The following is a 14,662-nucleotide window of genomic DNA, read 5'->3' as shown; positions in this document are numbered from 1 at the left end:
AATGAAATGGTTGTAAATTTGAGTCTGCAGTGAAGATCCTTGAATGATATACAATGGATAAGAAGCGTATCATATTGGAGGCTTTTTTTCGATATGTATACATAGTGTTATTGCAGTAATCCTTGATGTTTAGCGCCATACCAAATCAGATTAGCTGATGACATGTGCAGCTGTTTATCGAAATAATAGTGTTGGAGGGAAATAGTTATGTCAGTAAAATGGGATAAAAAAGAAGGAAATGAAGGTGTTTTAACTTTTGAAGTTAGCGCCGAAGATTTTGAAGGTGCTTTGGATAAAGCATTTAAAAAAGTTGTGAAAAAAGTTCAAGTACCTGGATTCCGCAAAGGAAAGATTCCACGTAATATGTTTGAAAAGCGTTTTGGTGCAGAATCATTGTATCAAGATGCAATTGATATCGTTCTACCAGAAGCATACACGAAAGCTGTAGACGAAGCTGGAATTGAACCAGTCGACCAACCAGAAATCGATATTGATGATATCGAACGTGGAAAGAGTCTTGTATTCACAGCAACAGTAACAGTAAAGCCAGAAGTAAAGCTTGGTGATTATAAAGATCTTGAAGTAGAAAAACAAGATGTTACTGTGACAGATGAAGATGTAGACCATGAGCTAGAGCATCAACGTGAACGCTTTGCGGAGCTTGTTGTAAAAGAAGAAGGTGCTGTAGAACAAGGTGATACGGTAGTAATCGATTTTGAAGGGTTTATTGATGGAGAAGCTTTTGAGGGTGGAAAAGGTGAAAACCATTCATTAGAAATTGGTTCTGGTCAGTTTATCCCAGGCTTCGAAGATCAGCTTGTTGGTAAAACAGCTGGGGAAGATACTGAAGTGCAATTAACATTCCCAGAAGATTATCATGCAGAAGAATTTGCAGGTAAAGAAGCTACCTTCAAAGTGAAAATCCATGAAATCAAAATGAAAGAATTACCAGAGCTTGATGATGAATTTGCTAAAGATGTTGATGAGAACGTTGAATCGCTTGAAGAATTAAAGAGCAAGAAAAAAGAAGAGCTAGAAGCACAGAAGAAGCAAAATGCTGAAAATGCAACGCGCGAAACGTTAATTGAAAAAGCTACAGACAATGCTGAAGTAGAAATTCCTGAAGCAATGGTCGATACAGAGCTTGACCGTATGATGAAGGAGTTTGAACAACGCCTTCAAATGCAAGGGATGACAATGGATATGTATTTCCAGTTCTCAGGTCAAGATGAAGCGGCTTTAAAAGAGCAAATGAAAGACGATGCACAAAAACGTGTGAAAACAAATCTTGTACTTGAAGCAATTGCTGCAACTGAAAAGCTAGAAGCTTCTGAAGAAGATATAGATGCAGAGCTAGAAAAGATGGCAGGCATGTATAGTGTGGAAAAAGATCAGCTAGTTCAAATGCTTGGTGGTAATACGAATATGCTTAAAGAAGATCTTAAAGTTCAAAAATCAATTGAATTTTTAGTTGAGCATAGCAAAACTGTTTAATACGAATAAGTTTAGATTAAGTTGGAAATGGTAATGATAACAAGGTGCGAGTGAATCGCACCTTGTTTTGCAATATAAAATGTAAATGTGAATACGTTTGGCAACATTTTTCTCCATAAGTACATAGGATAATTTGTAGAATGAAAAACGAAATGGAATTATCCACCACGTCATACAATAAACAATACGGATGATTTGACTTTTGAAAAAACTCCTCCATAATAAAAACATAAAATAATAATTGAAAAGGATATAGAAACAAAATACACAGCTTTAAGAAGTATTTTGTTTTGTTTTCCATTTTTGTTTTGATATGATTACATTAAGCTATTCTAAATTGTTGGTTAAATGAAGATACACATTAGGGGTGAAAAGCGAATGTTTAAGTTTAATGAAGAAAAAGGACAATTAAAATGTTCATTTTGTGGAAAAAGCCAAGAACAGGTTCGTAAGCTAGTTGCTGGTCCAGGCGTTTATATATGTGATGAATGTATTGAGCTCTGTACAGAAATCGTAGAAGAAGAACTCGGAACAGAAGAAGAATCGGAATTTAAAGAAGTTCCAAAGCCAAAGGAAATTTGCGAAATTCTTGATGATTACGTTATTGGTCAAGAAAAAGCAAAGAAAAACTTATCTGTTGCTGTTTATAACCATTATAAGCGTATCAATTCAGTTAAGAATTCAGAAGATGTTGAGCTATCTAAAAGTAATATCGCAATGATTGGACCGACAGGAAGTGGGAAAACACTTCTCGCACAAACGCTTGCTCGGATTTTGAATGTTCCTTTTGCGATGGCTGATGCAACGTCATTGACAGAAGCTGGTTATGTAGGGGAGGATGTAGAAAATATTCTCTTAAAGCTTATTCAAGCTGCTGATTATGATGTTGAAAAAGCAGAAAAAGGAATTATTTACATTGATGAAATTGATAAAGTTGCGCGCAAGTCAGAAAATCCATCTATTACGCGAGATGTTTCTGGTGAAGGTGTACAGCAAGCTTTATTAAAAATATTAGAGGGAACGGTTGCAAGTGTGCCGCCTCAAGGTGGTCGAAAGCATCCACATCAAGAATTCATTCAGATTGATACAACAAATGTGCTCTTTATCTGTGGTGGTGCATTTGACGGTATCGAACAAATTATTAAGCGTCGTCTTGGTAAAAAAGTGATTGGTTTTGGAGCAAACACAGAAAACCAAGAAATGGACAAAGGCAAGCTTCTTTCAAAAGTATTACCGGAAGACCTTTTACGTTTCGGTCTTATTCCAGAATTTATTGGAAGATTGCCGGTAATTGGTAGCTTAGAGCCGCTAGATGAGGAAGCATTGGTAGAAATTTTAACAAAACCAAAAAATGCTTTAGTAAAACAATATGTAAAGCTATTTCAAATGGATGATGTTGAACTTGAATTTGAAGACGAAGCACTTGTTGAAATTGCTAAAAAGGCAATTGAACGAAAAACTGGTGCCAGAGGACTTCGGTCCATCATCGAAAGCATCATGCTCGATGTGATGTTTGAGCTTCCTTCACGAGATGATATTGAAAAATGTATTATTACGAAAGAAACAGTTACAGAGGAAGATGGAAGTCCGAAGCTTGTATTTAATGATGGAACCGTACAAAAAGGTAACGAAAAATTGCCAAAGGAAAGTGCATAATCGAATAAATATCGATTTTGGCATATGAGGACTGACTTGGCTTACTGAATCCTTCTAACTACAAGATGGAAGGCTATGTAACCCCTAGTCAGTCTTTTTCGTTATCTAAGATTATAGGATGATCAATCACGTCGAGATCTCTTAATGCAGAGTTTAGGAATAGCAACGAAGGTTATACTACGGATTAGATGCAACACCTGTTTTACTTTTGATACAATCGATTATACATACAGTCATGGAGGTACAATTATGCATAAAGATTCTAACCGTCTTCCTCTTCTTCCATTGCGAGGATTACTCGTTTTTCCAACGATGGTACTCCATTTAGATGTAGGACGAGATAAGTCAATTGCTGCTTTAGAAAAAGCAATGATGGAGGATCAGCGAATTTTCCTTGCTGCCCAAAAAAAAGTGAGCGTCGACGATCCGAAAAAAGAAGACATCTATCACGTTGGAACAATAGCAAAGGTTAATCAAATGTTAAAGCTCCCAAACGGTACAATTCGAGTACTCGTTGAAGGCTTGAATAGAGGGTCAATTGTTCAATATGTAGACGATGATGATTCGTTTTTAGTAGATATAGAAATAATGGAAGATATCGATGGAGATCCACATGAAGAGGAGGCGTTAATGCGTTCTCTATTAAGTCAATTTGAACAATATTTAAAGCTATCTCGAAAAATCACGCAGGAAACATTTGCAACTGTTTCAGATATTGAAGAACCAGGTAGACTTGCAGATATTGTAACATCACATCTTCCTTTAAAGCTGAAAGAAAAGCAAGAGCTGCTTGAAACGATCGCTATTGTTGAACGACTTCAAAAGCTAATAAAACTAATATCAAATGAACAAAAAGTTCTGGATTTAGAGAAGAAGATTGGACAACAAGTAAAAAGCTCAATTGAAAAAACACAAAAAGAATACTATTTACGGGAACAGCTTAAAGCAATACAAAATGAGCTAGGTGAAAAGGATGGCAAGAGTGGGGAAATCACCCAGTTAAGAGAGCGTATTGCACAATCTAATATGCCTGAACGCATATTAGAGGTTGCGTATAAAGAGCTTGAACGGTACGAAAGAATCCCACAAAGCTCCGGAGAGAGCGCTGTTATTCGCAATTATCTTGATTGGCTATTAGCATTGCCTTGGACTGAAAAGACAAAAGATAATATCCATATTGACCGTGCAAAAAAGATATTAGATAAGGATCATTATGGATTGGATAAAGTTAAAGAACGCATATTAGAATATTTGGCCGTACAAAAGCTAACGAATGCGATTAAAGGTCCAATTCTTTGTCTGGTAGGTCCTCCAGGTGTTGGAAAAACATCCTTAGCGAAATCGATTGCTTCATCAATTGAACGGAATTTCGTCCGCATTTCCCTTGGTGGTGTTCGAGATGAGGCAGAAATAAGAGGGCATCGAAGAACCTATATAGGAGCGATGCCAGGTAGAATAATTCAAGGTATGAAAAAAGCGAAGACGGTAAATCCAGTCTTTTTACTTGATGAAATTGATAAGATGGCGAACGATTTTCGCGGAGATCCTGCCTCTGCCATGCTAGAAGTATTAGATCCAGAGCAAAATAATAATTTTAGCGATCATTTTATTGAGGAGACATATGATCTTTCAAATGTGTTATTTATCGCTACAGCGAATTATGTAAATAACATTCCTCGCCCCTTATTGGATCGCATGGAGCTTATTTCTATTTCAGGATACACGGAAGTAGAAAAACTTCATATTGCCAAAGAGCATTTACTTCCAAAGCAGTTAAAAGAAAATGGCTTGAAAAAAGGTAATTTACAAATTAGAGACGAAGCGATTGTTGAATTAGTTCGAACGTATACGAGAGAAGCGGGGGTTCGTAATTTAGAAAGACAGATTGCTACCTTATGTAGAAAAGCCGCTAAGATTATTATCTCAGAGGATAAGAAACGAATTATTGTTACGAAAAAAACGTTAGAAGATTTGCTTGGAAAGCCTATTTACCGTTATGGTCAAATGGAGAAGGAAGATCAGATTGGAACAGCTACTGGCTTGGCATACACTGCTGCAGGAGGAGACACGCTTTCGATTGAAGTCTCTCATTACCCTGGAAAAGGGAAGCTCATTCTTACTGGTAAGCTTGGCGAAGTAATGCGTGAATCAGCTCAAGCTGCATTTAGCTATATTCGTTCTAGAGCAGAAGAGCTCAACGTGGACCCTGATTTTCATGAGAAATATGATATTCATATCCATGTGCCAGAAGGAGCAACACCAAAGGATGGTCCTTCTGCGGGAATTACGATGGCGACAGCACTTGTTTCTGCGCTAAGTGGACGAGCGGTTCGTAAGGATGTTGGAATGACAGGAGAAATAACCTTGCGTGGTCGAGTGCTCCCAATCGGAGGATTAAAAGAAAAATCGATGAGTGCACATCGAGCTGGGATTACAACAATTATTATTCCAAAAGAAAACGAGCGCGATATCGATGACATTCCAGCTAGTGTTCAGAACGATTTAACCTTTATTCCTGTGGATCATTTAGATGCCGTATTAAAACATGCATTGGTGGGGGAAAAATCATGAAAATAACAAGTGCAGAAATTATTATTAGTGCGGTTAGTCAAAAACAATATCCGAATGATCGCTTACCTGAAATCGCTTTAGCGGGTCGATCAAATGTTGGGAAATCCTCTTTTATTAATAAATTGATTACCCGCAAAAATCTTGCCAGAACATCATCAAAGCCAGGGAAAACACAGACGTTAAATTTTTATAAAATTAATGAACAATTTTATTTTGTAGATGTTCCTGGCTATGGCTATGCAAAGGTTTCTAAAAAGGAACGTGAAAAATGGGGCCATATGATGGAGGAATATTTCCAATTAAGAGAAACGTTAAAGGCTGTAGTACTTATTACAGACATACGCCATTCTCCTACTCGAGATGATATTCAAATGTATGAATTTGTGAAATACTTTGATCTTCCAGTAATTGTAGTTGGAACGAAGCTAGATAAAATTCCTAAAAATAAAAAAGCAAGTCATCTAAAGCGACTCATTAACGAGATGGGGATTCAAAAAGGAGATCCAGTCGTGTTATTTTCAGCTGAAACGGGAGAAGGAAAAGATGAGGCTTGGGGGCTAATCAAGCACTATTTATCTATTTCATAGGTATTCGTTATAAAATATGAATGATTAATTCTATAAAGCACGGCTCCTTCCATCGATAGTGGGAAGAGCTGTGCTTTTTGGTGATTCTATTCTACGAGTTCAGGTGTATCCGAGAGTAAATTGCACGATAATTAAGTATATTAGAGATATTATATCGACATCACGTATAAACTAGCTATAGGCATTAATATCAGAAAATACCAAATTAGTTAATTGGAAAGACTATTGCTATAATTTTTATAGACACATAATTTGTGTCTTTCGTTTTCAAAATATATGAAAAGATGGACAAGGAAAGGAAGAATTTCGATTGAAAAAACTGAATTTTTTGATACTTATCGCTTTATTTACGATTCTCCTGACGGCTTGTGGAGAGGAAAAAGACAAAGAGACAAGTGCGGAACAAGGTGAAAGTGATTATAATCTTGTGAAGGAAGGAAGCTTTACATTTGCTGCATCTGGTGAGTTTAAGCCGTTTAGCTATGTTGAAGCAGACGGTAAAATGACTGGGTTTGATATTGAAGTTGGCAATGCCATTGCAGAAGAGCTAGGACTTGATCCTGTTCAAAAAAGATATAAATTTTCTGCCATTGTAGAAGGTGTGAAAACAGGAAGGTTCGATGCTGCAGTTGCGAGTCATACGATTACACCTGAACGCTCCGAAAATGTCGATTTTTCCACCCCATATTATTATTCCGGTGCCCAAATCTTCGTTAGACCAGACAGTGACCTAGAGAAGTTGGACGATTTAGAAGGTCTAGAAATCGGACTATCTAAAGGCTCTACATATACCGAATATGCAGAGCAAGTAACAGATAATATTAAAACCTATGATAGTGATGTAGTAGCCCTTCAGGCATTAGAAAAAGGACATCATGATGCAGTCATTACCGATTTCCTGACAGGAAAAGAGGCAATCGCAAGTGGATTGAAAATAGAAGGAAAAGATTTAATTGAAAGAAGTGAACAAGCAGTTGCGGTCTCTAAAGATAATCCCGAGCTTCTAAAAGCAGTGAATGATGCACTAGAAACACTTCGAGAAGACGGAACACTGAAATCACTTAGTGAAAAATACTTTGATGCAGATATAACCGAAGAACCGAAATAAAGTTGTTCGTATATGAAAAAGTGGATACTGCCCTTTATCCAAGTGATGAAGGGCTATTTTAAACGGTTACTAGAATGATAACTATTCTCGGTATATCGTTGTTTAATTCATAGATACAGTAGGAGATGAATAATGTGTTTGAAGATTTTATTAGCTATTTTGGTCATTTATGGCAAACCTTTATTGACAGTAAGTGGCTATTTTTAGAAGCCACCCTTTTAACATTAAAATTGACTGCAATTTCTATTTTTATTGCTATTTTTATCGGATTATTATTTGCCTTGCTAAAGATCACTAAAATTAAGCTGTTTGTTTGGTTGGCAAATACGTATATCTTTGTCGTGCGAGGGACACCACTTATTGTGCAAATTTTTATATTCTATTATGGTTTATCCTATGGTCCATTGCAAATAAGTGGATTTTGGTCTGCGGTTCTAGGATTAGCATTCCATAACGGGGCATATATCGCAGAAATATTTCGAGGCTCCATTCAATCGATTGGTAACGGGCAAACAGAGGCAGGTCGTTCAATAGGAATGACAAGCTGGCAAACGATGAAGCGTATTGTATTGCCGCAAGCTTTTCGGCGCGCACTTCCCCCTCTTGGTAACCAATTTATAATCGGTTTAAAGGATTCCTCTTTGGCAGCATTTGTTGGATTAGCTGAGATATTTAATGTGTCAACAACAATGGGGTCAAATACGTTTGATTTTATGACCTGGCTATTAATTAGTGCAATCTATTATTTGCTTTTAGTTTTCCTATTAACGTTATTAGTAAGTTATACAGAGAAGAAACTAGCTGTAAGTGATTAAGGAGGACCTGGAAATGGAAAAGCAGAAGGAAATGATTCGCGTAGAAAAGCTGAATAAATATTTTGGTGATTTACACGTTTTAAAGGATATTAATCTAACCGTAGGAGAAAGTGATGTCGTTGTTTTAATCGGGGCTAGTGGATCTGGAAAAAGTACGTTACTTCGCTGCTTAAATTTTTTAGAGATTAAAACGAGTGGAACAATCCAAATCGAAGAAGAAACGGTTGAGCCTACCAAAACAAATTTAAATAAGATTCGTCAAAGGGTTGGGATGGTTTTTCAGCATTTTAATTTATTCCCACATAAAACCGTACTTCAGAATGTTATAGAAGGACCTATTCAAGTAAACAAAGTACCAAAAGCAACTGCGATTCAAGAAGGAAAGGAACTCTTGGAAAAGGTTGGCTTGTCTGATAAAGCCAATGTATATCCTTCTAAACTATCTGGTGGACAAAAACAGCGCGTTGCGATTGCAAGATCATTAGCAATGAAGCCGGATATTATGCTGTTTGATGAACCAACATCAGCGTTAGACCCTGAGTTAGTAGGAGAAGTGCTCACAACGATGAAGGAACTTGCCAATGAAGGAATGACTATGGTGGTTGTAACGCATGAGATGGGGTTTGCTCGTGAGGTAGGAGATTGGGTTGTGTATATGCATGATGGAAAAATTATTGAATATGGAAAACCAAACGAGTTATTTGATCAACCGAAAGAAGAAAGAACGCAAGAATTTCTAGGCTCTATTCTTTAAAAAGAAATAAATCAAGCTCTTTAGCTTGATTTATTTCTTTTTTAATAAGTAAAGACCGACTATAATAAGTGCAATTGGCCAATATAACTCTATATAGGAAATGAGATCATATATCCAGTGAAACCATGCAGGTAGTTGGATTGAAAAAATAATCAAAAGAGACAAACCAACTAAAATAGCGCCAGGTAATAATCCCTCTTTCGTTTTGAAAAAACGCACGAAGAATGCAAGCCCAACAATTAATGGAAAGACAGCCCAATGATCAATCCAGAATGGGTAATGCTGAACCCCGTGAAAGTGAATACCGATTCCTAATAAAATTGTTCCAGGAAACAGATTATTATAATCTCTTGTTGAATAGCCATGCACTAAAAAGGCTATTCCCAAAATAATTAAAAGTGTTGGCCATGAATAGAAATCGGTAAATATTGGAATCTTTAATTGTCTCAGCAAGTAATAAACGCCAATGCCAATTAGCACATATGCTACAAAAATTTGCTGTTTTTTCATCGTATCCCCCGCTTAACTCCCTTTTAATAAGGTTTTCTTGCTTCCACAAACTGGTTGTGGTAGAGTTCCATTTAGAGTGTTATATACGATTAATCGTACCATATTGTTTCAATTTCTGTTCACATAATTTACATAGTGGACACAGTTGTTATGTTATAATTTATATAAATAAGTATTAGCATGCGATAAGGATGGTCTTGAACCTCTTCAAGATTTATTGGAGGAGATTAGGTGCATATTATAAAAGTGGGATTCAATCATAAAATAGCTCCAGTTGAAATAAGAGAAAAGATGACTTTTCCAGAAAACGAGCTTGCGAATGCAATAACTTCCTTGAATAACGAAAAAAGCGTATTGGAAAATGTTATTGTCTCTACTTGTAACCGTACGGAAATTTTTGCAGTTGTAGATCAGCTTCATACAGGTCGCTATTATATTAAGTCATTTTTAGAAAAATGGTTTCAAATGGAAAAGGAAAGCTTTGTCTCCTATTTACACATTGAAGAAAACGAGCATGCAATAGAGCATCTTTTTCAACTAGTTGCTGGACTCGATTCTATGGTTCTAGGAGAAACCCAAATTCTAGGACAAGTACGTGATGCCTTTTTAACTGCTCAACAAGCACAGGCAACAGGTACCATTTTTAATGAGTTATTTAAACAGGCGATTAGCTTCGCGAAGCGTGCGCATAGTGAAACAGCGATTGGAGAAAATGCAGTTTCCGTTAGCTATGCAGCGGTGGAGCTTGCGAAGAAAATCTTTGGCAAAATTCACGAAATGCATGTTGTTATTTTAGGTGCTGGAAAAATGGGAGAGTTGGCGGCAAAGAACTTACATGGATCTGGTGTGCATCGTATTACAGTTGTAAATCGCACGCTATCAAAGGCAGAAGAACTTGCCAAGACCTTTCATGGAAAAGCTGCTGCCATCACAGATTTGCAGCAAATATTAACCGATGCAGATATATTAATTAGCTCTACTGGATCAGATTCTGTTGTACTGTCAAAGGAAGAATTAGCACCAGTACAAAAAAAGCGGAAAGGCCGGCCACTATTTTTAGTGGATATAGCTGTTCCAAGGGACATTGATCCAACGATAGGTAGTTTAGACAATGTGTTTTTATACGATATCGATGATCTGCAGCATATTGTCGATGAAAATTTGGCCGCACGCGAAGCTGCAGCGATAAAGATAAAATCAATGATCGGTTTGGAATTAGAAGTGTTTAATAATTGGTTAACAACATTAGGGGTCGTTCCAGTTATTTCAGCATTACGGCAAAAGGCATTGACAATACAAGCAGAAACAATGAAGAGTATTGAACGCAAAATGCCTGACCTTACAGAACGTGAGAAGAAAGTGTTAAGCAAGCATACGAAAAGTATTATTAATCAATTGCTAAAAGATCCAATAACGCAGGCAAAGGAGCTTGCTGGAAAGGACGATCCTGAACAAGCCTTAGCTTTGTTTATTAATATTTTTGGAATTGAAAAAGAGGTTGCAGCAGAGAAAAATAAACACACAAAAAAAAATGAAAAAATGATTGAATCCAATCCGAATTCATCCTTTTCTTCTCTTGAAAGAATGCCAACGAATTAATGAAGAAAGGATTCTGTGAGTGGTTGTTATGAAGCTTGCATATGAAATGGTTATTGCGATATATGGCCTTAGCTTGATAGGTTATTTTATTGACTTTATTCAACATAACCGGAAGGTAAATCGAATTGCCTTCTGGTTACTTTGTATGGTTTGGATTATTCAAGCCGTTTTTTTATTTAGTGTGTTGATCAAAGAACAGCGCTTTCCTATTCAAACATTAACGGATAGTTTATTTTTTTATAGCTGGACACTTGTAACGTTTTCTTTAATTATTAATAAATTCTTCAGAATGCATTTTATTGTTTTGTTTACCAACTTATTCGGTTTCTTTATGCTGCTTCTCTATATTCTTTCGAGCGCAAAGCAAACGATGGGAAGTGGTGGAGTAGAATTAGTAAATGAAATTCTGGTGACGCATATTACACTTGCGGTCATCTCCTACAGTTTTTTTACATTATCGTTTATTTTTTCTTTGATATACATCATGCAATATCGTTTTTTAAAAAAGAAAAAAGGGTTAAAATGGATACGGAAGCTAGGCGATCTAAATCAGATGGATGATTATTCCTATAAATCTGTAACGATTGGTGTACCATTACTTTTGATTGGCCTCACCCTTGGAATTGTCTGGGCTCATGTATCAAATGATGAATTTTATTGGTTTGATATAAAGACGATTGGTTCTATTTTTCTTTTATTTGTGTATGCGGGTTATTTATTTTTACGTTTGGTTCGTGGTTATCAGGGGAAGACGATTGCCTTATATAATTCAGCAGCTTTCTTAATTTTACTAATTAATTTCTTTTTATTTAGCTTACTATCCAACTTTCACTTTTAATAAGGGGGCATTAATGTGCGAAAAATAATCGTTGGTACAAGAAAAAGTAATTTAGCAGTAACGCAAACAAATTGGGTAATTGATCAATTAAAAAAAGCTGGGGTTAACAATCCGTTTGAAGTAAAGAAGATTGTTACGAAAGGGGATAAAATTCTAGATGTTACGTTATCGAAGGTAGGCGGAAAAGGATTGTTTGTCAAAGAAATAGAACAAGCAATGTATGAAAAGGAGATTGATTTTGCAGTACATAGTATGAAGGATATGCCTGCTCTTATGCCAGAAGGTCTTATTATTTCCACCATTCCTGTTAGAGAAGATCATCGTGATGCGTTTATTTCAAACAACGATGTCCCCTTAAGGGAGCTTCCTGAAGGAGCAATTGTTGGGACGAGTAGTCTACGGAGAGGTGCACAGCTTCTTGCGTATCGACCTGATTTAGAGATTAAGTGGATTCGCGGAAATATTGAAACAAGAATTCGCAAATTAAAAGAAGAGGATTATGATGCCATTATTTTAGCTGTTTCAGGCTTAAAACGAGTGGGGTTAAGTGAATCATTGATTACGGAATACTTGGCACCTGAAATTTGTGTGCCAGCAGTAGGACAAGGCGCACTTGCTATTGAATGCCGGGAAGACGATAAAGAACTCATTGAGCTTCTCCGGGTTATTCATGATGAGGAAACTTGTAGAACAGTAACAGCCGAGCGGACCTTCCTGCATTTATTGGAGGGCGGCTGTCAAGTTCCAATTGGCGGGTATGCGTTTTTGGATAAGGATGAAATCGTATTAACAGCATTAGTTGGTACACCCGATGGAAAAACAATCTTAAAAGAGACCGTACGAGGAAATGATCCTGAAAAAGTGGGGCAAGAAGCTGCAGAGAAACTTATTGAACAAGGCGCAAAAACAATTGTAGAAAAGGTAAAAGCGGAGCTCGATAACGAATGACAGCTTTGCTAAAAGGAAAAAATATTTTAGTAACTCGTGAACGAAACCAAGCAAAGGAATTTTCTGCGAAGATAAAGCAGTGTGGTGGAAGCTCTTTTGAAGTACCTTTACTTTCAATCGAGTGTAAGGAAGATGCTTCTGTAAAACATTATCTCAATCAATTGCACGTATATAAATGGATTTTCTTTACAAGTGCGAATGGGGTTGATTGTTTTATCAAACTAGCTTTAATTCATGGTGTTTCGATGGATGCTTTAAAAACACTAAAAGTGGCAGTAGTCGGACATAAAACGGAGGAAGCAATACAAAGATATGGTATAACAGCTGATTTTATTCCTTCTGTGTATGATGCAGAGCATATGGCAACCGAGTTTTTGCAGAAGAAAGAGTGGACAGGACGTATACTGTTAGTTCGTGGCAACCGTTCGAGATTTGTATTACCACACGAGTTTTCGCATGCAGGAATCGCTTTTGACAATATAGAAGTATATGATACGACGATAAACACTCGTGTGAAGTCTGAGTTGAATCAACTATTACAAGATGTGCATTTCGACTTTCTTACTTTTACAAGTCCTTCTACGATTGATGCATTTATACAAATGATTGATTTAGACATGGAACAGTTCCGAGAACAACAATGTGTTTGTATTGGCACAACAACAGCAAAACAAGCAAAGGCTGTAGGATTTAAGCAAATATTAATACCAAAGGAATTTACTATAGAAGGCATGATAGCTTGTATGAATGATTACTTGAATGAAAGGATAGATTCTAATGAGTGAAACGATGGACTTTAAACGACATCGCAGACTAAGATCCTCTAATGCGATGCGAGCAATGGTACGAGAAAATACTGTAACAACGGACGACTTTATCTATCCGTTATTTATTGTAGAAGGAACGAATAAAAAGAAGGAAGTTCCTTCGATGCCAGGTGTATACCATTTATCATTAGATTTGTTACCACAAGAAGTAAAAGAAATAGAGGCATTAGGAATAAACGCAATTATCTTATTTGGGGTACCAAATGAAAAGGACGAAGTTGGTACTGGTGCATATGCAGAAGAAGGGATTGTACAGCGAGCAACGCGTGTTGTAAAAGAAACGAGTCCTGAAACGCTAGTTGTTGCAGATACCTGTCTTTGTGAATATACATCCCATGGGCATTGTGGTGTTATTCATAATCATGATGTGGATAATGATGCTTCATTAGAATTGCTAGCAAAAACGGCTGTATCACAGGCGAAAGCGGGTGCAGATATTATTGCCCCGTCAAATATGATGGATGGGTTTGTTCAAGTTATACGACATGCATTGGATAAAGCAGGATTTAAGCATATTCCAATAATGTCTTATGCTGTTAAATACGCTTCTGCTTTTTATGGTCCATTTCGCGATGCAGCAGAAAGCACGCCGCAATTCGGAGATCGGAAGACATATCAGATGGATCCAGCTAATCGACGGGAAGCTTTGCGAGAAGCTACTTCAGACGTAGAGGAAGGCGCAGACTTTCTAATTATTAAGCCTGGTTTATCTTATTTAGATATTGTTCGCGATGTAAGGAACGATACGAATGTTCCTATTGTTGCTTACAACGTAAGTGGAGAATATTCGATGATTAAAGCAGCTGCTCAAAACGGATGGGTTGATGAGAAAGCATTAGTAATCGAAATGCTAACATCGATGAAGCGTGCTGGGGCAGATTTAATCATCACTTATTTTGCAAAAGATGTAGCGACATGGCTAACAGATAAATGATCTAAATATTGGGAGGGTATA

At 36.9% G+C, this 14,662-nt stretch carries 13 protein-coding genes; 12 read left to right on the top strand and 1 reads right to left on the bottom strand.

What is annotated here, in order from left to right; translation table 11 throughout:
• The first annotated feature begins 207 nt into the window (after positions 1-207).
• The 7 genes from tig to SPK86_RS03420 all read left to right on the top strand — a co-directional run bounded on the left by tig (position 208) and on the right by SPK86_RS03420 (position 8,985).
• Positions 208-1,494 (top strand): trigger factor, encoded by a 1,287-nt coding sequence (gene tig, locus SPK86_RS03450; protein ID WP_284139750.1) that lies wholly within the window; start codon positions 208-210, stop codon positions 1,492-1,494.
• A gap of 378 nt (positions 1,495-1,872) precedes the next feature.
• The gene (clpX, locus tag SPK86_RS03445) at positions 1,873-3,150 is read left to right on the top strand and encodes an ATP-dependent protease ATP-binding subunit ClpX (RefSeq protein WP_284139749.1); all 1,278 of its coding nucleotides are present in this window, start codon (positions 1,873-1,875) and stop codon (positions 3,148-3,150) included.
• A 249-nt stretch (positions 3,151-3,399) separates the two neighbouring features.
• On the top strand, positions 3,400-5,721 hold the full coding sequence (gene lon / locus SPK86_RS03440) for an endopeptidase La (protein ID WP_284139748.1): 2,322 nt from the start codon (positions 3,400-3,402) through the stop codon (positions 5,719-5,721).
• Positions 5,718-6,308 carry a ribosome biogenesis GTP-binding protein YihA/YsxC gene (gene yihA / locus SPK86_RS03435; protein ID WP_284139747.1) on the top strand — a complete coding sequence of 197 codons (591 nt, stop codon included), beginning with the start codon at positions 5,718-5,720 and terminating at the stop codon, positions 6,306-6,308. Before lon ends, yihA begins: the two co-directional genes overlap by 4 nt.
• A gap of 310 nt (positions 6,309-6,618) precedes the next feature.
• Positions 6,619-7,416 carry a transporter substrate-binding domain-containing protein gene (locus SPK86_RS03430; protein ID WP_284139746.1) on the top strand — a complete coding sequence of 266 codons (798 nt, stop codon included), beginning with the start codon at positions 6,619-6,621 and terminating at the stop codon, positions 7,414-7,416.
• A gap of 149 nt (positions 7,417-7,565) precedes the next feature.
• A complete protein-coding gene (locus SPK86_RS03425; RefSeq protein ID WP_443089751.1) occupies positions 7,566-8,231 on the top strand; it encodes an amino acid ABC transporter permease in 666 nt (221 codons plus the stop codon).
• Between the two features lie 13 nt (positions 8,232-8,244).
• Complete coding sequence (locus SPK86_RS03420; RefSeq protein ID WP_284139744.1) at positions 8,245-8,985, top strand: amino acid ABC transporter ATP-binding protein; 741 nt, start codon at positions 8,245-8,247, stop codon at positions 8,983-8,985.
• Between the two features lie 30 nt (positions 8,986-9,015).
• Here SPK86_RS03420 and SPK86_RS03415 read toward each other — a convergent pair whose 3' ends face one another.
• The gene (locus tag SPK86_RS03415) at positions 9,016-9,495 is read right to left on the bottom strand and encodes a LiaI-LiaF-like domain-containing protein (RefSeq protein ID WP_284139743.1); all 480 of its coding nucleotides are present in this window, start codon (positions 9,493-9,495) and stop codon (positions 9,016-9,018) included.
• A gap of 231 nt (positions 9,496-9,726) precedes the next feature.
• Here SPK86_RS03415 and hemA point away from each other — a divergent pair, with 231 nt between their 5' ends.
• From hemA to hemB, 5 genes are read left to right on the top strand one after another with little or no spacing between them, the layout of a single operon-like run.
• A complete protein-coding gene (hemA, locus tag SPK86_RS03410) occupies positions 9,727-11,094 on the top strand; it encodes a glutamyl-tRNA reductase (RefSeq protein ID WP_330948660.1) in 1,368 nt (455 codons plus the stop codon).
• Between the two features lie 28 nt (positions 11,095-11,122).
• A complete protein-coding gene (locus SPK86_RS03405) occupies positions 11,123-11,932 on the top strand; it encodes a cytochrome C assembly family protein (protein WP_330948659.1) in 810 nt (269 codons plus the stop codon).
• A 15-nt stretch (positions 11,933-11,947) separates the two neighbouring features.
• Entirely contained in the window at positions 11,948-12,880 is a 933-nt protein-coding gene (gene hemC, locus SPK86_RS03400) for a hydroxymethylbilane synthase (RefSeq protein WP_284139740.1), read from the top strand.
• Complete coding sequence (locus SPK86_RS03395; protein WP_330948658.1) at positions 12,877-13,665, top strand: uroporphyrinogen-III synthase; 789 nt, start codon at positions 12,877-12,879, stop codon at positions 13,663-13,665. The genes hemC and SPK86_RS03395 overlap by 4 nt, the downstream gene beginning before the upstream one ends.
• A complete protein-coding gene (gene hemB, locus SPK86_RS03390; protein WP_330948657.1) occupies positions 13,658-14,641 on the top strand; it encodes a porphobilinogen synthase in 984 nt (327 codons plus the stop codon). The genes SPK86_RS03395 and hemB overlap by 8 nt, the downstream gene beginning before the upstream one ends.
• The last annotated feature ends 21 nt before the right edge of the window (positions 14,642-14,662 follow it).

It is taken from the genome of Virgibacillus sp. MG-45, assembly GCF_036409425.1.
Lineage (GTDB): Bacteria > Bacillota > Bacilli > Bacillales > Amphibacillaceae > LDC-1.
Note: the sequence above shows the minus strand (reverse complement) of the source record. Positions and strands in the feature narration are given on the sequence as shown.